Here is a 22,011-nt window from a genome sequence, read left to right on the forward strand (position 1 = left end):
TATGTGGGATCTCATCGAAAAAGGTTTGGAACATAACGGCCTGATCACCGCGTTTGCGTTTGTTGGCGTGGTGATGTGGATTTCCGTGGTGCTGTCCAAGCGCCTGACGTTCGGGCGCATCCACGGCTCGGCGATTGCCATCGTCATCGGCCTGGTCCTGGCCTGGGTCGGCGGCACCCTTACCGGCGGGCAAAAAGGCCTGGCCGATCTGGCACTGTTCTCCGGCATCGGCCTGATGGGCGGCGCGATGCTGCGCGACTTCGCCATCGTTGCCACGGCGTTCGAGGTACAGGCCACCGAAGCGCGCAAGGCCGGGATGATCGGTGTGATTGCGCTGCTGCTGGGCACGATCCTGCCGTTTATCGTTGGCGCCAGCATGGCCTGGGTGTTTGGCTATCGCGACGCGATCAGCATGACCACCATCGGCGCGGGTGCCGTGACCTACATCGTCGGCCCGGTGACCGGTGCGGCGATTGGCGCGACTTCGGATGTGATGGCGCTGTCCATCGCGACCGGGCTGATCAAGGCGATCCTGGTGATGGTCGGCACACCGGTGGCGGCGCGTTGGATGGGCTTGGACAACCCGCGTTCGGCGATGGTGTTCGGTGGCCTGGCCGGCACCGTGAGCGGCGTGACGGCAGGGCTGGCGGCGACGGATCGGCGCTTGGTGCCGTATGGCGCGTTGACGGCGACGTTCCATACCGGGCTTGGGTGTTTGCTTGGTCCTTCGTTGCTGTACTTCATTGTGCGTGGGTTGGTGGGCTGACCTTGGGGGTTGCGGAGTGTCAGGCTGTTCCCTGCCGATTGGCATACATCCGACACTCCGCCAACAACGCCAGTAAATTCGGATCACGCTCCTTGGCCTTCAGGAACACCACCCCGATATGCTGCTGCAACCGATACCTGGGTTGCAGCGGTATCAGCTTCACGCGGTTCTCGTACACCGCCGCGATCCTTCCTGGCAGCAACGCATAACCCACCCCCGAACTGACCATGCTCAGCAGTGTGAAGATATCATTGACCTGCATCGCCACCTTCGGCTCGAACCCCGCCTGCTTGAACACCCGGTTGCCATCCTGGTGGGTGGCGAAGCCTTGGGTGAGGGTGATGAAGGTGGCGTCGCGAACGTCGGCCAGGTCGATTTCCTGGGCGCGGTCGAAGGGTGAGTCGGCGGGGGTGGCGAGGAAGATGTCGTCGCAGAACAGCTCGATCTGTTCGCAGTCGGGGTCGTTGGCGTGTTCGTCGAGGGAGATGAGGATTGCGTCGACTTCCATGTTCTTGAGCTTGTACAGCAGGTCGAAATTGGAGCCGAGGATCAGGTCGATATTGAGTTCGCTGCGCCTGATCTTCAGGCCCATGATCAATTGCGGCACGGTCTTGACCGTCAGCGAATACAGCGAGCCGAGCTTGAAGCGTTCGGCGGAGAAACCGGCGGCTTCGCGGGTCAGGCGTACGCTGTCGACTACATCGGCGATCAGTTTCTGTGCGCGTTCTTCCAGCACGTAGGCGCTTTCCAGCGGCGTGAGGTTGCGGCCCTCGTGTTTGAACAGCGGGCAGCGCAAGGCATTTTCCAGCGAGTGGATGGCGCGGTGCACGCTGACGTTGCTGGTTTGCAGCTCGGCGGCGGCGCGGGCCAGGTTGCCGGTGCGCATGAATGCCAGGAAGATTTCCAGCTTCTTGAGGGTGAATTCTTCGTCGATCAGCATGGCCGTGGGCTCTTGTTCGAATGCGTCCGATTGTGCCCGCAAAACCCGGCGGCGTCCTCGGAACGTCACAAGTCGCTTGCACTCTTATGCACAAGGCTGGACGCTTGCCAGCCAGTTCCAGCGGCTACAGGAGGTCAGTGACAGATGTATCACGGGGAACGATTCAACGCCTGGAGCCATTTGCTCGGTGCAGTCGCGGCGTGTATTGGCGCCGTGTGGATGTTGGTGGTGGCGAGCCTGGACGGCAGCCCCTGGAAAATCGTCAGCGTGGCGATTTATGGTTTTACGCTGATGGTGCTGTACAGCGCGTCGACCGTGTACCACAGCGTGCAGGGGCGGCGAAAAGAGATCATGCAGAAGGTCGATCACTTTTCGATCTACCTGCTGATCGCCGGCAGCTACACGCCGTTTTGCCTGGTGACGCTGAGAGGCCCGTGGGGCTGGACGCTGTTCGGCATCGTGTGGGGGCTGGCGGTGATCGGCATCCTGCAAGAGATCAAGCCGCGTTCCGAGGCGCGCATCCTGTCCATCGTGATCTACGCGGTGATGGGCTGGATCGTGCTGGTGGCGGTCAAGCCACTGATCGCCGCGCTGGGCACCGCCGGGTTTATCTGGCTGGCGGCGGGCGGGGTGCTGTACACCGTCGGCATCATCTTCTTTGCCCTGGAGGATCGCCTGCGACATTCCCATGGGATCTGGCATTTGTTTGTGATCGGCGGCAGCCTGCTGCATTTCGTGGCGATCATGCACTACGTGTTATAGGCGCTCCAGCAGCTCCCGAGCCCGGTTGCCGAAGATCTGTAGCAGGTTGGCCAGCATATGCGGCGGCGGTTCATCGGCACGGGTCAGGGCATAGAGGGTGATCGGCAGCGGCGGTGTAAGCGTGCGGATGCGGGTGGTCGCCGTCGATGCGCCGAGGGCGGTAAAGGGGTCGATGACCGTCAAGCCGGCGCCGGACTCCACCATCGCCCGTGCCAGGGAATAGGTTTGCACCGAGATCGTCACCCGAGGCGGCGGGTCGACGCTCTCCAGGTAGTTGTCGAGCTTCGCCGCCAGTGGGTCGGCGCTGGACAGGCCAATCAACGGTGCTCCCGCCAGGTCTGTCAGGGGCAGGGCTTGATGCAGTTCAGCGTCCGGCCAGTAGTTTTTCGACGCCAGGGCCACCAACACACCGTTGGCCAGCACTTGTGTGGTCAACCCGGGATGGCCGGAGAAGCTGAGGGTCAGTGCCAGGTCGATTTCGCGCATCAACAGTTTTTGCACCAGCTCGCGGCTATGGTCGCTGGACAGCTCGCAGGCGATGTCCGGGTAGTCGCGCTTCCATTCCAGGATCGCCGGGGGCAGCAGCGACAGCGCCAATGCCGGGATTGCGCCAATCCGCACACTTTGCCCCGGGGCGCGGCGCAGGCTCTTGGCCAGGCGCCGCACGCCTTGCAGGCTCGCGGTGACTTTTTCGACTTCACTTTCCAGCGCCAGGGCTTCGGGCGTGGGCTGCAATTTGCCGCGTACCCGCAAAAACAGCGGGAAGCCCAATTGTAACTCGGCATGTTGCAACACCTTGGTCACCGCCGGTTGGGAGACATGCAGCAACTGCGCGGCGGCGCTGATGGAGCCCGTCTGGCGGATGGCCTGGAAGATTTCGATATGACGCAAGCGCATGGCAGGTCCATAACCTTTGTTTATAGGTGCCCCATCTTTATTCATTGTCGGCGGCCTGTCACCTGCACCTACCCTGGGGCTTTCTTGGATCAAGGGCTGGGGGTGGTGAATGGCCAGGCAGGTTTGCATCATTGGCGGTGGCGTTATCGGCCTGGCGAGTGCCTACGCGTTGGTACGTGCAGGTCATGAAGTGACGGTGATCGACGCGCGTGACACCGTGGGCAGCGAAACCAGTTTCGCCAATGGCGGGCAATTGTCCTACCGCTACGTCGCACCGCTGGCGGATGCAGGGGTGCCGTTACAGGCGATTGGCTGGCTGCTGCGCGGTGACTCGCCACTGAAGTTGCGCCCACGCCTGGACCCCCGACAATGGCGCTGGATGGCCGCTTTCATCGGCGCCTGCCGTGGCTCGGTGAACAAGCGCAACGCCGCCCACTTGCTGCGCCTGGCGAGCCTGAGCCAAAACACCTTGCAGCAATGGCGCGTCGACGATCGCCTGGACACGTTCAACTGGCGGCGTAACGGCAAGCTGGTGACCTTTCGCAATGCCGACACCTTTGAGCGTGCGCGCAGCAAGGTCACCGACATCCTGCAACAACAGGTGCTGTCGGCGCTGGATTGTGCGCGGCTGGAGCCGGCGCTGGCGCAGGTGGCGGGTGAGTTTGTCGGTGGTATCTATACGCCCAATGAAGAAGTGGCGGACTGTCATGCCTTCTGCCAACAGCTGGCGGCACGCCTTGAAGCGTCGGGGCGCTGCACCTTTCTGCTGGGGCGCAAGGTCACCAGGATTCGCCATGCCGACGGCGCGGTACAGGTCATCGAGCTGGGCGGCGAAGTGATGCCGGTGGAACACTTGGTGCTGGCGGCCGGCCATCGCAGCGCCGAGTTGGCATTGCCCGGCGTGTCACTGCCACTGTATCCACTCAAGGGCTATAGCCTCAGCGTGCCGATTGGCGCACAGCATCAGGCGCCGAATGTGAGCATCACCGACTACGACCGCAAGATGGTTTACGCACGTATCGGCGAACAGCTGCGGGTGGCGGCCATGGTGGATATCGTCGGCTTTGACGCCAGCCTTGAGCCCAAGCGCCTGGCGCTGATGAAACGCCAGGCGGTCGAGACATTTCCTACGGCTGGCGACTATGCCAATGCTGTGGAATGGGCCGGTATGCGTCCGGCCACTCCGACCGGTGTGCCGCTGATTGGCCCCAGCGTGTATCGCAACCTGTGGCTGAACCTGGGCCACGGCGCCCTCGGCTTTACCCTGGCGTGCGGCAGCGGCCAATTGCTGGCCGAGCTGATCGGCCACCACCTACCTTCCATAGATATGCAGGGCCTGGCACCCCGCGCCGCGTGAGGATTGACCCATGACCATCAACCGAATCAGCAGCAATGACCGACTGTCCGGAGCCGTCACGTTCAAGGATCTGGTATTCCTTTCGGGCCAGGTGCCCGGCGAAGGCCTGGATGTAGCGACGCAGACCCGCGAAGTGCTGGCCAGGATCGATGCGCTGCTGGCCCAGGCCGGCAGTGACAAGGATCATTTGCTCAATGCGACCATTTACTTGAAAGACATCGGCAGCGGTTTCGCGCCGATGAATGAGGTATGGGCCGCCTGGCTATCGCCCGGTATGGCGCCGACACGCACCACCTTGCAGGCGGAGCTGGCGCGGCCGAGCGTGCTGGTGGAAATCAGCGTGATTGCGATACGAAAATAACGTCAAAGACCAACGGAGAATAACAATGAAAAAAATCCTGTTGACCGGCTGCACCCTGGGCCTTTTGCTGGGAGTACACGCCCATGCCAACCAGGCGCCGCTGGACGGTACGCTGGGCAAGATCGCCAGCGCCAAGTCCATCACCCTGGGCTATCGCGATGCGTCGGTGCCGTTTTCCTACGTGGGGGATCACACCGGTAAGCCGATGGGCTATTCGGTGGACCTGGCCAGCAAGATCGTCGAGCGTATCCAGCAGAAAACCGGGGTGGCTGACCTGAAGGTGAAGTACAACCTGGTGACCTCTCAAACGCGGATTCCGCTGGTGCAGAACGGCACCGTCGACCTGGAATGCGGCTCCACTGGCGTCACGGCCGAGCGGCAGAAACAGGTGGCATTTTCCTACGGGTTTATTTACGTGAAAGGCCAGTTGCTGACGGCTAAGAACAGTGGCATCAAGGGCTTCGCCGACCTGGCGGGCAAGAACGTGGTGACTACCGCCGGCACCACCAACGAGCGTTTTCTAAAGAGCTACAACGCCGAGCACAAGAGCAATATGTTCGTGATCAGCGCCAAGGACCACGGCGAGGCGTTCAAGATGCTCGAGACAGGCCGCGCGGCCGCGTTCTATATGGACGATGCATTGCTCTACGGCGAACGTGCCAAGGCCAAGGACCCACACAACTGGGTGGTGGTGGGCGAGGAGCAGTCGCGGGAGATCTACAGCTGCATGGTGCGCAAGGATGATCCGCAGTTTCTTGCGGTGGTCAACGAGACCCTGGGCGACTTGTACCGCTCGGGGGAGATCAACGGGATTTACCAGCGCTGGTTTGAACAGCCGATCCCGCCCAAGGGCTTGAACCTGGAATTCCCGATGACCAGTGAGTTGAAGGCGATCATTGCCAAGCCGGTCAGCGATCCGGTGGACTGATCACCCCTCCCACATTTAGAAGTCGCCCCAGAGTTGTTGGGCAACCGCCAACGCGACGACGGGTGCAGTCTCGGTGCGCAACACGCGCGGGCCGAGGCGGGCGGCGTGGAAGCCAGCGCCTTGGGCGGTGTCGACTTCGTTGTCGGTCAGCCCGCCCTCCGGGCCGATCAGAAACGCCAGGCTCGCAGGCTTGGCATGGCTGACCAGCGGCTCGGCCACCGGGTGCAGCACCAGTTTCAGGTCGGCCTCGACCTGCTTCAACCAGTCCGCCAGCAGCAACGGCGGGTGAATCACCGGCACCGTCGAACGCCCGCACTGCTCGCACGCGCTGATCGCCACCTGGCGCCAGTGCAGCAGGCGTTTGTCGGCGCGTTCGTCCTTCAGGCGCACTTCGCAGCGGTCGCTGAAGATCGGCGTGATGGCGTTGACACCCAGCTCGGTGGCTTTCTGGATCGCCCAGTCCATGCGCTCGCCCCGGGACAGGCCCTGGCCGAGGTGGATGTGCAGCGGCGATTCGGCCTGGCCGGCGAAGCTTTCCGTCAGTTGCACGGTGACGCGTTTCTTCCCGACTTCCAGCAGGCTGCCCAGGAATTCCTGGCCGGAGCCGTCGAACAATTGCACGGCGTCACCTTCGCCCATGCGCAGCACGCGGCTGATGTAGTGCGCCTGGGCTTCGGGCAGTTCGTGATCGCCGAGGCTCAGCGGGGTGTCGGTGAAAAAGCGGGACAGTCTCATGTCGGTTCTCTGGAAAAAGGTGTAGGTGTGCCGGCAATCAACCCGGATCGCGGAAACCAGGGTGGAAATCCTTCGGCACCGCCACGCTGACTTTGCTGTTGGTGGCGATATCGATGCCTTCGCTGGCGACTTCGGCGAGGAAGTCGATCTGCTCCGGTGTAATCACATAGGGCGGCAGGAAATACACCACGCTGCCCAACGGCCGCAACAACGCACCGCGTTCCAGGGCGTGTTCGAACACCTTGAGACCACGGCGCTCCTGCCACGGGTAGGCGGTCTTGGTGGCCTTGTCCTGGACCATCTCGATGGCCAGCACCATGCCGGTCTGGCGTACTTCCGAGACGTGCGGATGGTCGACCAGGTGCGCCGTTGCCGTGGTCATGCGCCGGGCCAGGGCCTTGTTGTTTTCGATGACGTTGTCTTCTTCGAAAATATCCAGGGTCGCCAGGGCCGCCGCGCACGCCAGCGGGTTGCCGGTGTAGCTGTGGGAGTGCAGGAAGGCGCGCAGGGTCGGGTAGTCGTCGTAGAACGCGTCATAGACGTCATCGGTGGTGACCACGGCGGCCAACGGCAGGTAGCCGCCAGTCAGGGCCTTGGACAAGCACAGGAAGTCCGGGCGGATGCCGGCCTGTTCACAGGCGAACATGGTCCCGGTGCGGCCGAAGCCCACGGCGATTTCATCGTGGATCAGGTGCACGCCATAGCGGTCGCAGGCCTCGCGTAGCAGCTTGAGGTACACCGGGTGGTACATGCGCATGCCGCCAGCACCCTGGATCAGCGGCTCGACGATCACGGCGGCGACGCTGTCGTGGTGCTCGGCCAGGGTCTGTTCCATGGCCAGGAACATCGTGCGCGAGTGTTCTTCCCAGCTCATGCCCTCGGGGCGCAGGTAGCAATCCGGGCTCGGCACCTTGAGGGTGTCCAGCAGCAGCGCCTTGTAGGTCTCGGTAAACAGCGGCACGTCGCCCACCGACATCGCGGCGATGGTTTCGCCGTGGTAGCTGTTGGTCAGGGTGACGAAGCGTTTTTTGTTTGGCAGGCCACGGTTGAGCCAATAGTGAAAGCTCATCTTCAGCGCGACTTCAATGCACGACGAACCGTTATCGGCATAGAAGCAGCGGGTCAGGCCCTCGGGGGTCATCTTGACCAGGCGCTCGGACAGCTCGATCACCGGCTGGTGGCTGAAACCGGCGAGGATCACGTGTTCCAGCTGGTCGACCTGGTCCTTGATGCGCTGGTTGATGCGCGGGTTGGCGTGGCCGAACACGTTGACCCACCAGGAGCTGACGGCGTCGAGGTAGCGCTTGCCTTCGAAGTCTTCCAGCCAGACGCCCTCCCCGCGCTTGATCGGGATCAGCGGCAGTTGCTGGTGGTCTTTCATCTGGGTGCAGGGATGCCACAGCACCGCGAGGTCGCGTTGCATCCACTGGTTGTTCAAGCCCATCGGTGATCTCCTCGAAGCGGTCCTGCGAGCGGCGCAGGTGAAACAATCGCGCAAGCCTATGCAATGGGCGGCGGTGTCACAACCCATAACGCGTGAATTGGCAGTAAACACAGGACGGACTGTCACGTTTCTTCTGGATAGTTCTTAATCCTTGGTTAATTTACTGTTCATACCCTCAAGATCACATTTCTCGATATTTCAAAGCGAAATTTTCCGCTTTAATTCGATAGGTAAATCGCTAGTCTTGGGCGCAGCTCTTACGGGATTAAGTACATGCAGCTAAGTAACTCACCGGCCCGTTACGGCTGGGTCAGTATGGTTTTGCACTGGGGCGTGGCCCTGGTGGTGTTCGGCCTGTTCGCCCTGGGCTTGTGGATGGTGGGTTTGGACTATTACAGCGCCTGGCGCAAAGAAGCACCGGACCTGCACAAGAGCATCGGCATCACGCTGTTCGCCATCATGCTGGTGCGTATTGTCTGGCGCCTGATCAGCCCACCGCCTCCGCCGCTGGCCAGTTACAGTCGCTTGACCCGTATCGGTGCCGCGTTTGGCCACGCGTTCCTTTATCTCGGGCTGTTTGCCGTGATGATCGCCGGTTACCTGATTTCCACCGCAGACGGTGTCGGTATCCCGGTGTTTGGCCTGTTCGAAATTCCTGCCGTGGTTTCCGGTCTACCGGACCAGGCAGACACAGCCGGCGTGGTGCACCTGTACCTCGCCTGGGTGTTGGTGGTCTTCGCCGGCTTGCACGGCGTGGCTGCGTTGAAACACCACTTTATCGACCGTGATGCGACCCTCACGCGAATGCTGGGGCGCAAAGCCTGATGTTCAACCTCGACTCACAAGGAATAGAAAGCATGTTGAAAAAGACCCTCGCCGCTCTGGCAATCGGTACAGCGCTGCTGTCTGCAGGTCAGGTGATGGCTGCCGACTACAAGATCGACAAGGAAGGCCAGCACGCCTTCATCGACTGGAAAATCAGCCACCTGGGCTACAGCTACATCCACGGTACCTTCAAGGACTGGGATGGTACCTTCAGCTGGGATGCCGCCAAGCCTGAAGCCAGCAAAATCGCGGTCGACGTGAAAACTGCCAGCCTGTGGTCCAACCACGCCGAACGTGACAAGCACATCGCCAGCAAGGACTTCCTGGATGTCGGCAAGTTCGCCGATGCCAAGTTCGTCTCCACTGCGGTTAAATCCACCGGCGAGAAAACCGCTGATGTGACCGGCGACCTGACCTTCCACGGCGTGACCAAGCCTGTGACCTTCAAGGCCACGTTCAACGGTGAAGGCAAGGATCCATGGGGCGGCGAACGTGCCGGCTTCAACGCCAAGACCACGCTGAACCTGAATGACTTCGGCATCAAGGGCCCAGGCCCGACTTCCCAGACTGTCGACCTGGACATCTCGCTGGAAGGCGTCAAGCAGAAGTAATTTCTGTCCGCACACAAAAAACCGGATCTCAGGATCCGGTTTTTTTTGGCCTGCGCTTATTTCCTGTGGTGAGCGAGCTCGCTCATCCCAGAGAACGTGTCGGGAGGAGATAAAAAATGCCCCGCATCTTTCGATGCGAGGCATTTTTCATGGCGCTTTGAAACTCAGCGGTTGCGGGTCAGCAATGCCGGTTTTTCACCACGCGGACGGCCTGGCAGTTGATCCAACTGCTCGGGTGTCGGGAAGCGGTCGGCTTTCGACTCCTTGTGGATGATCTTCGGCGCCGGGCCACCGCGCGGGTTCTGCACGGCTGGCTCGGACAAACGCGGCTGGTCGTCACGGGCCGGGCGGCGGTTGTTGCTGCGCGAGTCTTCGCGACGCGCCTGGCCGTCACGCGGTGCACCGTTACGCGGGCCGCTGCGCTTGGCCGGCGGGGTGCCGGTCGTGCCGCCGCTGCTGTTGCGCGGGCCGTTCTGACGACCGCCCTGGGGCTGGCCGCCACGTGGAGCGCCGGCGCCTGCGCCCTGTGCCGGAGCACCTGGACGACGGCCGCGGCCCTGGGCCGGTTTGGCCTGGGGCACGTAGTCCACGCGGTTACCGAAGTTGTCCACGTCGTCGTCGAGGAATTCGTCCGGGGCGCGGTCGGCTGCGGCACGTGGGGGCTGGCTCGGCTGGCGCTGTTCGCGGGCCGGGGTGCCTTCACGGGGCTTCTGCTCACGGGCCGGGCGTTCGCCACGGCCGTTGGTTGGCGCTTTTTCCTTGCCGCCCTTGTCCTTGCCCTTGTCGCGACGACCACCGCCACCACCGCCGCCGTTCGGGCCATCGCCCTTCGGACCGCGTGGATTGCGTGGGTTACGCACGTCCGGACGCTCGCGCACTTCAGGCTTTTCGGCCTCAACGGCGCTGGCATCGAAGCCCATCAGGTCGCCATCGGCGATTTTCTGCTTGGTCATGCGTTCGATGCTTTTCAGCAGTTTCTCTTCGTCCGGGGCAACCAGGGAAATGGCTTCACCCGAACGACCGGCACGGCCGGTACGGCCGATACGGTGCACGTAGTCTTCGTCGACGTTTGGCAGCTCGAAGTTGACCACGTGTGGCAACTGGTCGATGTCCAGGCCGCGGGCGGCGATATCGGTGGCCACCAGGATGCGCACTTCACCGGCCTTGAAGTCGGCCAGGGCCTTGGTGCGTGCGTTCTGGCTCTTGTTGCCGTGGATGGCGACGGCGGTGAGGCCGTGCTTGTCCAGGTACTCGGCCAGGCGATTGGCGCCGTGCTTGGTGCGGGTGAACACCAGCACCTGTTCCCAGGCGCCGGCGGTGATCAGGTGCGCCAGCAATGAACGCTTGTGGCTGGCGGCCAGGCGGAATACGCGTTGCTCGATACGCTCGACCGTGGTGTTCGGCGGCGTGACTTCGATGCGTTCCGGGTTGTGCAGCAGCTTGCCGGCCAGGGCGGTGATGTCGTTGGAGAACGTTGCCGAAAACAGCAGGTTCTGACGTTTGGCCGGCAGGCGGGCGAGGACCTTCTTCACGTCATGGACAAAGCCCATGTCGAGCATGCGGTCGGCTTCGTCCAGCACGAGGATTTCCACGTGGGACAAATCGACGCTGCCTTGGCCGCACAGGTCGAGCAAGCGACCGGGGCACGCCACCAGCACGTCAACGCCACGGGACATGGCCTGAACCTGTGGGTTCATGCCGACGCCGCCGAAGATGCAGGCGCTGACGAACTTCAGGTCGCGGGCATACAGCTTGAAGCTGTCGTGCACCTGGGCGGCGAGTTCGCGGGTAGGGGTCAGGACCAGTACGCGCGGTTGGCGCGGGCCGTGACGCTGGGATTTGTCCGGATGACCGTTGGGGAACAACCGCTCCAGAATCGGGAGGGCGAAGCCGCCGGTTTTACCCGTACCTGTCTGAGCCGCAACCATCAGATCGCGACCTTGCAACACGGCGGGAATAGCCCGCTGTTGCACCGGAGTAGGCTCGGTATAGCCCGCTGCCTCGATGGCGCGGACTAAAGCCTCGGAGAGACCGAGGGAAGCAAAGGACATGAGTAATCCTGTTTTAGTTAGGGCTTGGCCCAGAGGGATAATCTTGCCGGGCGTGAATGGCGCTTAGGGGAGCGCAATCCCGTCCGGTCCTGCTGCGTCTGGCGGGCACTCCACCGGCTCGCGCGGGCTGAAAGCTGCGCAGTAGCGGGGTTGGGTGCCTTTTTCAGGACCTCAGCGGCCGGGCGTAAGCCTGGCGGAAAGGCCGGAGTATAACAGAGCAATCACTGTGCGCCGCTTTCCTGCTGCTCAACGGTGTGTCCGGACGCTGTTTTGGCTTGGATTCCACCATATTTGGCGCTTAAGGCGGCGTAGGCCGGTTCCTGTTTGAAACGCTTGAGTTCGGCGGCAAAGCGTTGCACCAGCAGGTCCATCCCCGCGCCACGGCGTACGGCGAGGTACTGCTGCTGGCGGCTGACCACGACGGGGGCCTGGCTGACCTTGCCCTCCAGGCCCAGCGTCGTGATCACATGCTGGCCGACCCGGCGGTCGGTGATCACCAGGTCGATGCGTCCCAGCAGCAATTTACCGAAGTTGGCCTCGTGGCTGGGGGCCGGCTCGCGGCTGAACCGGGTGGAGTCGCTGAATGGCGCGCCGTACAGATAGCCTGGCGACGTGCCGACAGTGAGGCCGTCCAGCTCGTCGAGGCCTTGGACCGGGTGAGGGCGCTCGTTGGCGTAGAACATTACGAATTCCACTTCCGACAACGGTTCGCTGGGGTACAGCAGCAGGGCGTCGCGTTCGTGGCTGTGGAAAATATCCAGTGCGCCATCGGCATGGCCCTGATCGAGCATGGCCAGACAGCGCTTCCAGGGCAGGAACTGCCATTGCACCTCGACCCCCAGGCGCTGGAACACGATCACCGTGGTTTCGTAGTCCAGCCCGCGCATGGCGCCGTGTTCCTCATACACGTAAGGCGCCCAGGGCTCGGTGACAATGCGTAATTTCTCGCCATAAGCGGCGAGGCTCAAGCAAGTAAAAAGCGCAACGGTCAACAGCTTCAGAATGACGGGCATGCCCCGAGGTTACGACGCCCGTGCGCTAAAGAGAAGCGCTGGCACACCCATCTGCGGGCGACGCTATTTTGTCGGTGAGGTCATCAGGTGTTCATAGATGGCTGCACGTCGCTCGCCCAGAATCAGGCGCACCACTGGGTTGGCGAACCAATGCTCGAGCTGGTGCGCATCGACCGGGCTTTTTTGCCGCTCTTCCTGATTCTGCAAAGCCTTGTCCCACCAAACCGGGCCACAGGCCTGGTCGAATTCATTTTCGTGCTCGTAGCAGCCGTAGAGAATTTCGCGGATGAACTGCTGCTTGCGTTTGGGCAAGGCCAGGGTGATCAGCTTGTACATCAAGCGTTGCAATCGCGGCGGGCGGGGCAGGTGGGCAGACACATTGCGGGTGTCGGCCAGGGCCTGGGCGCAGATGGGGTCCGCGGCGTGCTTGGTGACCCACGCCTTGACCTTGGCCCGGAACAATTGCTTGCGGCTCCAGTAGTGGTGGATCAGGTCGGGGCACTGGCGTACGTTGAGCGAACGGTACGCGGCCACCGACAGGCAGAACTCTTCCAGGGTGTAGGCACCGTGGGCCATCGGGAACAGCTCGTCCATCAACTCGATCGAGCGATCAAGGATGTGCGCGTCTTGCCGGGTCAGGCCCATGACGCCGGAGTTGAGCAGCCACATGTCGTCGTCGGCCAGGCCTTTGTCTTCAAGGTGCCTGGCCAGGGCTTCATACAGCACGCTTTCGCGGTTGTCGCCGTACTTGGCGTGGAAGGCATTGCACAGCACGGTGCCGGGCGCGACGCGTTCGAACAGCGCCATGGGCGAGTCGTGGAAAAAGGTATCGGTGTCGATCAACAGCGCCCGTTCCGCTGTTTCCAGCACCTGGCGCAACAGCACGTGCTTGGTGCGGAAATGGTAGCCGTGGGGCTCGCTCCAGCGTCTGCGCGTGGCGTCGTCCAGGGTGTGAACCTGTACCGGCAAGCCGCGATAGGGGGCCGGATTGTCGCTGAACACCTGGATGTCCAATGGCATGTCCTGGTGACCGCCCAGGTGGGCCAGGGCGCTGGCGATGCTGAATACGGCTTCCTGATGATAAGTCTCGGCGCCGAATACCAGGTACACCAGCTGCGGGCGGGGAGTCGGGGACGCTGTATTCATGTACTGCAGGCTTCCTTTCCAGGGGGTATGTAGACGAAAAAAGCCCCCGTGATAACGAGGGCTGGGTACAGCGATTAAACCGGCCTAACGTGGCAGTTTAAGGTTGTTCCAGATCGCGAGGCTGGGTTCAGCCTGGTTCAGGGTATAGAAGTGCAGGCCTGGCGCGCCACCTTGCAACAATTCTTCACACATATTGCTGATCACCTGTTCGCCGAACGCCTGGATGCTCTTGACGTCGTCGCCATAGGCTTCCAGTTGCTTGCGCACCCAACGTGGGATCTCAGCACCGCAGGCGTCGGAGAAGCGCGCCAGCTTGCTGTAGTTGGTGATCGGCATGATGCCCGGCACGATCGGGATGTTCACACCCATGGCGCGTACACGCTCGACGAAGTAGAAGTAGCTGTCGGCGTTGAAGAAGTACTGAGTGATCGCGCTGTCGGCGCCGGCGTTGGCCTTGCGGACGAAATTCTGCAGATCGTCTTCGAAATTGCGCGCCTGGGGGTGCATCTCCGGGTAAGCGGCCACTTCGATATGGAAGTGATCGCCGCTTTCTTCGCGAATGAAGCTCACCAGGTCATTGGCGTAGCGCAGCTCACCGCTGGCCATGCCCATGCCGGACGGCAAGTCGCCACGCAGGGCAACGATGCGCTTGATGCCTGCAGCCTTGTATTGAGTGAGCAGGCCGCGCAGGTCGGCCTTGCTGTCGCCCACGCAGGACAAATGCGGAGCGGCGGGAATTTTGACTTCGCTTTCAAGCTGCAAGACGGTGTTGATCGTACGATCGCGGGTCGAGCCGCCGGCGCCGTAGGTGCAGGAGAAAAAGTCGGGGTGGTAAGTGGCCAACTGCTTGGCAGTCGCCATTAGTTTTTCATGCCCAGCATCGGTCTTGGTGGGGAAGAACTCGAAGCTGTAGCGACGGTCTTGGGACATGGTCATACCCTTGGGAACTCGAAAGCCTGTAAGGCGAACCCGCCCCTGAAGGGGCGGGCAGCCAAGCCGATCAGTAGCGGTAAGCGTGCGGCTTGAACGGACCTTCGACGGTCACGCCGATGTAGTCGGCCTGGGTCTTGGTCAGCTGAGTCACCACGCCGCCGAAGCCGCGGACCATTTCCAGGGCCACTTCTTCGTCGAGTTTCTTCGGCAGTACTTCCACGGTCAGGCGCTCGGCTTTCTGGGCTGGCGACAGGTCGGCGTATTTCTGGCCGAACAGGAAGATCTGGGCCAGTACCTGGTTGGCGAACGAGCCGTCCATGATGCGGCTTGGGTGGCCGGTGGCGTTGCCCAGGTTAACCAGGCGGCCTTCAGCCAGCAGGATCAGGTAGTCGTCGTTCTGTGGGTCGAAAGCGCCAGCGCCGGTACGGTGAACCTTGTGTACCTGCGGCTTCACTTCTTCCCACGCCCAGTTCTTGCGCATGAAAGCGGTGTCGATCTCGTTGTCGAAGTGACCGATGTTGCACACCACGGCGCGCTTCTTCAGGGCCTTGAGCATGTTGGCATCGCAGACGTTGACGTTACCGGTGGTGGTCACGATCAGGTCGATCTTGCCCAGCAGGGCCTTGTCGATGCTGGCTTCGGTGCCGTCATTGACGCCATCGATGAACGGCGAAACCACTTCGAAACCGTCCATGCAGGCTTGCATGGCACAGATCGGGTCGACTTCGGAGACTTTGACGATCATGCCTTCCTGGCGCAGGGACTGGGACGAACCCTTGCCCACGTCACCGTAGCCGATCACCAGGGCTTGCTTGCCCGACAGCAGGTGGTCGGTGCCGCGCTTGATGGCATCGTTCAGGCTGTGACGGCAGCCGTACTTGTTGTCGTTCTTGCTCTTGGTCACCGAGTCGTTGACGTTGATGGCCGGGATTTTCAGCTCGCCCTTGGCCAGCATGTCCAGCAGGCGGTGTACGCCGGTGGTGGTTTCTTCGGTCACGCCGTGGACGCGGTCGAGGATCTGTGGGTACTTCTTGTGCAGCAGCTCGGTCAGGTCGCCGCCGTCGTCGAGGATCATGTTGGCATCCCAAGGCGAGCCATCTTTCAGGATGGTTTGCTCCAGGCACCACTCGTACTCTTCTTCGGTCTCGCCTTTCCAGGCGAATACCGGGATACCGGCAGCGGCGATGGCGGCAGCGGCCTGGTCTTGAGTCGAGAAGATGTTGCAGGACGACCAACGCACTTCGGCACCCAGGGCAACCAGGGTTTCGATCAGCACGGCAGTCTGGATGGTCATGTGGATGCAGCCGAGGATCTTCGCGCCTTTGAGCGGTTGCTCGGCGGCGTACTTGCGACGCAGGCCCATCAAGGCTGGCATTTCGGATTCGGCGATAAAGGTTTCGCGACGGCCCCAGGCGGCGAGGGACATGTCGGCGACTTTGTAGTCGTTGAAATCTGCAGGCGTAATTACAGCGCTCATGAAGAGCCTCCATTCGTAGTGTGCGAATGGGCGCCGTTGTGCGTTTAGTATCAGGCCAGGGCAACCAGGCCGGACAACGCCCCATCCGAGCCTGACAGGTTGAACCTGCTGCAGCGCCCCTCGGACAGGTGGCGGGAGAAACGGTATCAACTGAAGATGACCGTTTTGAAGCGGGGCGATTATAGCCGTGTAAGCGGCACTTCCCAAGCCTTTCTGTCGGCCATATGAAGATCGCACATGGGGTTGATAGGCAATGGCGCATAGAGCTTGGGGGCAGGCTCTGCCATGATGTTGCCCATCATTCGGCAAGACGCTTTGGAGTGACCATGAACTTCCACACCCGCAAATGGGTAAAACCTGAAGACCTCAACCCCAACGGCACCCTGTTCGGTGGCAGCCTGCTGCGCTGGATCGACGAAGAAGCGGCCATCTATGCCATCGTCCAACTGGGCAACCAGCGCGTGGTGACCAAGTACATCTCCGAAATCAACTTTGTCAGCGCCTCGCGCCAGGGCGACATCATCGAACTCGGGATCACTGCTACCGAGTTTGGCCGCACCTCCATCACCCTGACCTGTGAAGTGCGCAACAAGATCACCCGCAAAAGCATCCTCACCGTGGAAAAAATGGTCTTCGTCAACCTTGGCGAGGACGGTTTGCCCGCACCTCATGGGCGCACCGAGATCAAGTACGTCAAGGACCAGTTCCAGGAAGATGGCATCCGCGAGTAAACCTGCGCCGGGCCAGTGAACGCTCTTGATCAACCATAGGTCGTACCTGAACATCGCCCCCCGTTCAGGTATCACCATGGCCACGCAAGAAGACGGCAAGACCCCCAACCTGTCCCAGGAAGAGCAGCAGGACGTCGACAAGAACCAGCCGCCCCGCGCGGCGGTGCTGCATGAAATTATCCGCACCCAGGGCGATCAGGAGTTGGAGCGCAGCGTCGCCGCCTTGTGGTGGTCGGCATTGGCAGCCGGCCTGACCATGGGCCTGTCATTGATGGCCATGGGGCTGCTCAATTCACGCCTTCCGGACGGAGAGGCCTTCAAGGTGATCGCCAGCTTCGGCTACTGCGCAGGCTTTCTCGCGGTGATCCTGGCGCGCCAGCAACTGTTCACCGAAAACACCCTGACCGCCGTGCTGCCGGTAATGAGCAAGCCGACCCTGGCCAATGCCGGGCGCCTGCTACGCCTGTGGTCGGTGGTGCTGGTGGGTAACCTCTGCGGCACCCTACTGGTGGCCTATGTGATGCTGCACCTGCCGATCTTCGACACCAAGACCGACCTGGCCTTCCTCGAAATCGGGCGCAAGATCATGGAAAACGACGCCGGCCAGATGTTCGCCAAGGGCATCGTCTCCGGGTGGATGATTGCCACCATGGTGTGGATGATCCCGTCGATGGAAAGCGCCAAGATGTGGATCATCATTCTGATCACCTACCTGATGGCCCTGGGGGATTTCACCCATATCGTGGTGGGTTCGGCGGAAGTGTCGTACCTGGTGTTTGCCGGCGAGTTGCCGTGGAAGGATTTCTGGCTGGTGTTTGCCGGCCCCACACTGGCCGGCAATATCATCGGTGGCAGCTTTATCTTTGCCTTGATCAGCCATGCGCAGATCCGCAGCGAAGGCAGCCTGCCGGACAAGAAGGCTGCGGACCCGAGGCATCCGCAGCAGATCAACAAGGATCAATGAGTGTCAGGCGTGGCCTGGGGTTCGTCCCGGGTCACACGCTTGACCAGCTTGCCGATGCTCAGACCCTGCAACAGGATCGACAACAGCACCACGATGTAGGTGATGCTCAGCAGCAGATCGCGCTCCGGGCCCAGCGGCAGGGCCAGCGCCAGTGCCACTGAAACCCCGCCGCGCAAACCGCCCCAGGTCAGGATACGGATGGTGCCGCGCGGCACCGTCCGCCAGCGGCGCAGCAACAGGATCGCCGGGGCCACGGTCAGCAGGCGCGACAGCAGGATCGCCACCGCCAGCAAACCGGCCGCGAACACGTGCAGCCAGTTGAACGGCAACAGCAGCAGCTCCATGCCGATCAGCGCAAACAGCAGCGCGTTGAGCATGTCGTCCAGCAATTCCCAGAAGCCGTCCAGGTAGCGCCGGGTCATGTCGTTCATCGCCAGCTTGCGCCCCAGGTTGCCGATGATCAGCCCGGCCACCACCATCGCGATCGGTGCGGAGACGTGCAGTTCGGTGGCCATCGCCGAGCCGCCGATGACCAGGGCGAGGGTCAGCATCACTTCGATCTGATGCTGTTCGATGCTCTTGATCATCAGGTACACCAGATAGCCGATCAGCCCGCCGAAGACCACGCCGCCAATTGCCTCATGGGCGAACAGCAAGGCCGTGGCGCCCACGGTAGGCGTCTCGCCCAACTGCGCGATGCCCAGCAATACGGTAAACACCACCACCGCCGTGCCGTCGTTGAACAGGCTTTCACCCACAATCGTGGTCTTCAGCGGTTTCGACGCATTGGCGGTTCGCAGCACGCCCAGTACCGCAATGGGGTCGGTGGGCGAGATCAGTGCGCCGAACAACAGGCAGTACAGGAAGCTCACGTGCCAGCCAAACAGGGCGAAGATGTAATACGCCAGGCTGCCGATCACCACGGTGGCGATCAACACACCGAAGGTTGCCAGCAGGCCGATGGGCCAGCGGTAGCTGCGCAGGTCGTTCAAGTTGACGTGCAAGGCGCCGGCGAACAGCAGGAACGACAGCATCCAGTTCATCAGCAGGTCGCCGAAGTCGATCTGGCCGATCAGTTGCTGGATACGTTCCTCCAGGCCTGGGTAGCCGAGCAGGCTCAGGCCTTGCAGGATCAGGGAGAACAGCAGGGCCGTGACCATCACGCCGATGGTGGGCGGCAGGCCGATAAAGCGGAAGTTCACATAGGTGAGCAGGGTGGTGAGGCAAATGAAGGCGGCGACAAGTTCAAGCATCCGGGGTCCTTGGAAGGTGGGGGTGGTGGATTGTTAATGGGGGATGGACCGCAGTGGCGGCATGAGGTTGCAAGGTCTTGGGTGAAAGTGCGGTAGAACCTTTCGGTGTCGCGCGGCTCATAGCGGTTAGGTGCGATATTGGGTTTTTAGTGCTAGAACTCTAATCGCTGCATAAAACGACAAAAGGACTGAGTGATGACGGCTGCTTTCTGGTGTGTGTTGATCGCGATTTTCCTGCCTTACCTGTGCACGGGCGTGGCCAAGTTCAGTGGCGGCAAGTTCGGGCCGCGGCAGAACCACGACCCGCGTGCTTTCCTGGATACCCTTGAAGGGTTTGCCAAGCGCGCCCACTGTGCGCAGCTCAACAGCTTTGAAGTCACCCCCGCCTTTGCCGCCGCGGTGATTATCGCCCACCTGGCCGGCACGGCCGAACTGGTGACCATCAATGTGCTGGCGGTGCTGTTTATCACCAGCCGCCTGCTGTACATCATTTGCTACCTGGCCGACTGGGCGATATTGCGCTCGCTGGTGTGGGCGGTGGGCATGGCGCTTATTGCGAGCTTCTTCTTCGTCTCGATCTGAACCGGTTTCTGTAGGAGCGAGCAAGCTCGTTCCTACAGTGTGTTTTCGGCGAGTGTCAGGTTCCGGTGGGGGCATCCGGCACCTGCGGCAACGCCGCGCCCTTGGGCCACAGCATCCAGATCTGCCCTTGCTGCTTCATATTTCCCGCCAGCTCTCCGGCAGCATCACCCGTGCCCCAGAACAAATCCGCGCGCACTTCTCCGGTGATTGCACCGCCGGTGTCCTGCGCGGCGACCGGGCGTGCCAATGGCGAGCCGTCGGGCTTGGTAGTCGACAGCCACAACAGGCTGCCCAACGGAATCACCTTGCGATCCACCGCTACGCTGTAGCCGGCGGTCAACGGCACATTCAGCGAACCGCGCGGGCCTTCATTACTGTCGGGGCGAGCGCTGAAGAATACGTAGCTGGGGTTGCTGGCCAGCAGTTCCGGGATGCGCTCCGGGTGCGCCTTGGCCCAAGCGCTGATGGCGCCCATGGTCACGTCTTCTTTCTTCAGTTCGCCTTGCTCCACCAGCCAACGGCCGATAGGGCGATAGGGGTAGCCGTTCTGGTCGCCGTAACCGACGCGTAGCTGGCGACCGCCCTTGAGTTGAATGCGCCCCGAGCCCTGGATCTGCAGAAATTGCAGGTCCATCGGGTTGGTCAGCCAGGCAATCGGCTTGGCGGTGGAGCCCTGGCCGTTGATGGCGCTGGCATCGTCATAGGGCTTGAGCACGCGACCTTCGAGGCGGCCGCGCAGGCGCTTGCCCTTGAGTTCCGGGTAGATGCTTTCCAGATTGACGATGATCAGGTCATCCGGCACGCCATACACGGGTACGTGAGCGGCGGCGGTCTTGGTCAGGCTGCCGGGATAGACCGGTTCGTAGTAGCCGGTGATCAAGCCGTTGGGGGTATTGTCGGCCGAACGCAGGCCGAACACGTCCAGGCGCTCCTTGAGAAAACCGCGCACCGCCACGGCATCGGCTGGCACGGGACCCGCTGCTGCGCAGGTGGCCCCCCATATAGGGTCGGCCTTGAGGCGTTGGCAGGCGCTGCGCCAGGATTCGAAGCCGGCCAGCAGGTCGCTGTCGGACACGGCGGGCAACGCCTCCCAGGGAGCGCTTACATAGGTGGCGACGGCGTGGGGCTTGGCAGCTTCTTCTTTAGCCGTGTCTTTACCGCTGTCCTTGCCCGCGTCACAGCCTGCCAGCAGTGCAATCATCGGCAGAGCCCATGCCAGACGGCGGCTCCAGTGTTTCAATGTGAGATTCATACAAACGGTTCCTGAAGCGATTGCCCGCGCCGTAGCGCCTGTGGACAACCCTTATTATTAATAGGGCTATTGGTCTTTACGGGCTGGGCGAGGATACTGGCCGCCGTTTCCCGTGACCTGAGCCACCATGACTTTTAAAAAAATGACGCTTGTGCTGTTGGCCTGCCTGGCACTGTCCGCCTGCGGCGGCGTCGATCCGAATTCGCCCCTGGGCCAGCGCAAGGCGATCTTCAAGCAAATGCTCAAGACCGCTGAAGACCTGGGCGGCATGTTGCGCGGGCGCATTGCCTTCGATGGCGCGAAATTCGCCGAAGGCGCGGTCAAGCTCGATGCGCTGTCCCATGAACCGTGGAAACACTTTCCGAGTGCGCGCGAGGAGGATCACACCAGCGCCAAGGACGACGTGTGGCAAAAACAGGCGCAGTTCCAGCAACTGGCCCGCGATCTGGAAGCGGCCACCGGTGAGTTGGTGATCGCCAGCCAGGTGCAGCCCTACAAGGCCAGCAACCTTACGCCTGCCGTACAGAAAGTCGAAGATGCCTGCAGTGCCTGCCATAAACAATTTCGCGACCACTGACCGGTTTTACTGGTCGAGTTCTTCCACGGCGTCCTGCAGTTCCTTGCGTGACTCGGCGAGCTTGTCCTTGCGCTTGTTGATCTTGTCCGCGTCGCCTTTTTTCATCGCCTTGTCGAGGTCGGCCTGACGGCGGCTGACCTCGTGCTTGGCGTCGAGTACCTTGTTTTCGCGCTCCTTCCTCAAGGCGGCATCCGTGCAGTTGGCGGTGACTTCGCTCAGGGCTTTTTCCAGGCCGGCTTGCTGGTCGCTGTTGCCGTGGGCCTTGGCCTGTTCGATCTGGGTGCTGATGGCCTGGCGCTTGGCGGCGCAGCCGGTGAGTGGGGTGGCTTCTTCGGCAGCCAGCAGTGGCGTGGCCATGAAGCTTGCGACGGTCAGCAGGGCAAAAGGGGCGAGGAATTTCATGTGG

At 61.8% G+C, this 22,011-nt stretch carries 23 protein-coding genes and 1 riboswitch; of the genes, 11 read left to right on the forward strand and 12 right to left on the reverse strand.

From position 1 onward, the window contains the following. Window position 1: 1 nt before the first annotated feature. Complete coding sequence (gene madM / locus BM416_RS22060; protein ID WP_027606067.1) at window positions 2-766, forward strand: malonate transporter subunit MadM; 765 nt, start codon at window positions 2-4, stop codon at window positions 764-766. Between the two features lie 19 nt (window positions 767-785). On the opposite strand, the gene BM416_RS22065 is transcribed toward madM, so the two are convergent. Then, entirely contained in the window at window positions 786-1,706 is a 921-nt protein-coding gene (locus tag BM416_RS22065; RefSeq protein ID WP_065923829.1) for a LysR family transcriptional regulator, read from the reverse strand. Between the two features lie 144 nt (window positions 1,707-1,850). Between BM416_RS22065 and BM416_RS22070 the strand changes: the two genes are divergently transcribed. Further along, complete coding sequence (locus BM416_RS22070; RefSeq protein WP_027606065.1) at window positions 1,851-2,468, forward strand: PAQR family membrane homeostasis protein TrhA; 618 nt, start codon at window positions 1,851-1,853, stop codon at window positions 2,466-2,468. Here BM416_RS22070 and BM416_RS22075 read toward each other — a convergent pair. Then, complete coding sequence (locus BM416_RS22075) at window positions 2,463-3,365, reverse strand: LysR family transcriptional regulator (protein ID WP_092489452.1); 903 nt, start codon at window positions 3,363-3,365, stop codon at window positions 2,463-2,465. The two genes, BM416_RS22070 and BM416_RS22075, sit on opposite strands and share 6 nt — an antisense overlap. Before the next feature lie 109 nt (window positions 3,366-3,474). Between BM416_RS22075 and BM416_RS22080 the strand changes: the two genes are divergently transcribed. From BM416_RS22080 to BM416_RS22090, 3 genes are read left to right on the forward strand one after another with little or no spacing between them, the layout of a single operon-like run. After that, complete coding sequence (locus BM416_RS22080; RefSeq protein ID WP_092489453.1) at window positions 3,475-4,722, forward strand: D-amino acid dehydrogenase; 1,248 nt, start codon at window positions 3,475-3,477, stop codon at window positions 4,720-4,722. Between the two features lie 10 nt (window positions 4,723-4,732). After that, the gene (locus tag BM416_RS22085; protein ID WP_092489454.1) at window positions 4,733-5,083 is read left to right on the forward strand and encodes a RidA family protein; all 351 of its coding nucleotides are present in this window, start codon (window positions 4,733-4,735) and stop codon (window positions 5,081-5,083) included. Between the two features lie 25 nt (window positions 5,084-5,108). Next, a complete protein-coding gene (locus tag BM416_RS22090; RefSeq protein WP_092489455.1) occupies window positions 5,109-6,011 on the forward strand; it encodes a transporter substrate-binding domain-containing protein in 903 nt (300 codons plus the stop codon). Window positions 6,012-6,026: 15 nt separating this feature from the next. On the opposite strand, the gene BM416_RS22095 is transcribed toward BM416_RS22090, so the two are convergent. After that, entirely contained in the window at window positions 6,027-6,746 is a 720-nt protein-coding gene (locus BM416_RS22095) for a 16S rRNA (uracil(1498)-N(3))-methyltransferase (RefSeq protein WP_027606060.1), read from the reverse strand. Window positions 6,747-6,783: 37 nt separating this feature from the next. Continuing rightward, complete coding sequence (locus BM416_RS22100; protein ID WP_092489456.1) at window positions 6,784-8,190, reverse strand: adenosylmethionine--8-amino-7-oxononanoate transaminase; 1,407 nt, start codon at window positions 8,188-8,190, stop codon at window positions 6,784-6,786. A 273-nt stretch (window positions 8,191-8,463) separates the two neighbouring features. Between BM416_RS22100 and BM416_RS22105 the strand changes: the two genes are divergently transcribed. Next, the gene (locus BM416_RS22105; RefSeq protein ID WP_092489457.1) at window positions 8,464-9,015 is read left to right on the forward strand and encodes a cytochrome b; all 552 of its coding nucleotides are present in this window, start codon (window positions 8,464-8,466) and stop codon (window positions 9,013-9,015) included. Between the two features lie 32 nt (window positions 9,016-9,047). Then, window positions 9,048-9,626: a YceI family protein gene (locus tag BM416_RS22110; RefSeq protein ID WP_027606057.1), complete on the forward strand. Its 579-nt coding sequence runs from the start codon at window positions 9,048-9,050 to the stop codon at window positions 9,624-9,626. Between the two features lie 164 nt (window positions 9,627-9,790). Here the strand turns inward: BM416_RS22110 and BM416_RS22115 are convergent, their stop codons facing one another. The 5 genes from BM416_RS22115 to ahcY all read right to left on the reverse strand — a co-directional run bounded on the left by BM416_RS22115 (window position 9,791) and on the right by ahcY (window position 16,246). After that, window positions 9,791-11,677: an RNA helicase RhlE2 gene (locus tag BM416_RS22115; RefSeq protein ID WP_092489458.1), complete on the reverse strand. Its 1,887-nt coding sequence runs from the start codon at window positions 11,675-11,677 to the stop codon at window positions 9,791-9,793. Between the two features lie 221 nt (window positions 11,678-11,898). Beyond that, window positions 11,899-12,690 carry a substrate-binding periplasmic protein gene (locus BM416_RS22120; RefSeq protein WP_092489459.1) on the reverse strand — a complete coding sequence of 264 codons (792 nt, stop codon included), beginning with the start codon at window positions 12,688-12,690 and terminating at the stop codon, window positions 11,899-11,901. A gap of 63 nt (window positions 12,691-12,753) precedes the next feature. After that, window positions 12,754-13,836, reverse strand: a complete 1,083-nt coding sequence (locus BM416_RS22125; RefSeq protein ID WP_092489460.1) for a hypothetical protein — start codon at window positions 13,834-13,836, stop codon at window positions 12,754-12,756. An 84-nt stretch (window positions 13,837-13,920) separates the two neighbouring features. Next, complete coding sequence (metF, locus tag BM416_RS22130) at window positions 13,921-14,766, reverse strand: methylenetetrahydrofolate reductase [NAD(P)H] (protein WP_092489478.1); 846 nt, start codon at window positions 14,764-14,766, stop codon at window positions 13,921-13,923. Window positions 14,767-14,836: 70 nt separating this feature from the next. Continuing rightward, window positions 14,837-16,246 carry an adenosylhomocysteinase gene (gene ahcY, locus BM416_RS22135; RefSeq protein WP_092489461.1) on the reverse strand — a complete coding sequence of 470 codons (1,410 nt, stop codon included), beginning with the start codon at window positions 16,244-16,246 and terminating at the stop codon, window positions 14,837-14,839. A 21-nt stretch (window positions 16,247-16,267) separates the two neighbouring features. Next, window positions 16,268-16,374: riboswitch (S-adenosyl-L-homocysteine riboswitch) on the reverse strand. Window positions 16,375-16,572: 198 nt separating this feature from the next. On the opposite strand from ahcY, the gene BM416_RS22140 reads away from it, so the two are divergent. After that, on the forward strand, window positions 16,573-16,977 hold the full coding sequence (locus tag BM416_RS22140) for an acyl-CoA thioesterase (RefSeq protein ID WP_065925501.1): 405 nt from the start codon (window positions 16,573-16,575) through the stop codon (window positions 16,975-16,977). A gap of 76 nt (window positions 16,978-17,053) precedes the next feature. Continuing rightward, window positions 17,054-17,941: a formate/nitrite transporter family protein gene (locus BM416_RS22145; protein WP_092489462.1), complete on the forward strand. Its 888-nt coding sequence runs from the start codon at window positions 17,054-17,056 to the stop codon at window positions 17,939-17,941. Here BM416_RS22145 and BM416_RS22150 read toward each other — a convergent pair. Then, a complete protein-coding gene (locus tag BM416_RS22150; protein WP_092489463.1) occupies window positions 17,935-19,194 on the reverse strand; it encodes a cation:proton antiporter in 1,260 nt (419 codons plus the stop codon). The genes BM416_RS22145 and BM416_RS22150 overlap by 7 nt on opposite strands. Window positions 19,195-19,389: 195 nt before the next feature. Here BM416_RS22150 and BM416_RS22155 point away from each other — a divergent pair, with 195 nt between their 5' ends. Continuing rightward, a complete protein-coding gene (locus tag BM416_RS22155; RefSeq protein ID WP_092489464.1) occupies window positions 19,390-19,776 on the forward strand; it encodes an MAPEG family protein in 387 nt (128 codons plus the stop codon). A gap of 55 nt (window positions 19,777-19,831) precedes the next feature. Here BM416_RS22155 and BM416_RS22160 read toward each other — a convergent pair whose 3' ends face one another. Then, window positions 19,832-21,028, reverse strand: coding sequence for a murein transglycosylase A (locus BM416_RS22160; RefSeq protein WP_092489465.1), 1,197 nt, complete (start codon window positions 21,026-21,028; stop codon window positions 19,832-19,834). Window positions 21,029-21,155: 127 nt separating this feature from the next. Here BM416_RS22160 and BM416_RS22165 point away from each other — a divergent pair, with 127 nt between their 5' ends. Then, entirely contained in the window at window positions 21,156-21,605 is a 450-nt protein-coding gene (locus tag BM416_RS22165) for a c-type cytochrome (RefSeq protein WP_092489466.1), read from the forward strand. 6 nt (window positions 21,606-21,611) lie between these two features. Here BM416_RS22165 and BM416_RS22170 read toward each other — a convergent pair whose 3' ends face one another. Continuing rightward, window positions 21,612-22,007 carry a DUF1090 domain-containing protein gene (locus BM416_RS22170; protein WP_092489467.1) on the reverse strand — a complete coding sequence of 132 codons (396 nt, stop codon included), beginning with the start codon at window positions 22,005-22,007 and terminating at the stop codon, window positions 21,612-21,614. Window positions 22,008-22,011: the final 4 nt, after the last annotated feature.

This window comes from Pseudomonas sp. NFACC42-2 (assembly GCF_900116055.1).
GTDB lineage: Bacteria > Pseudomonadota > Gammaproteobacteria > Pseudomonadales > Pseudomonadaceae > Aquipseudomonas > Aquipseudomonas marginalis.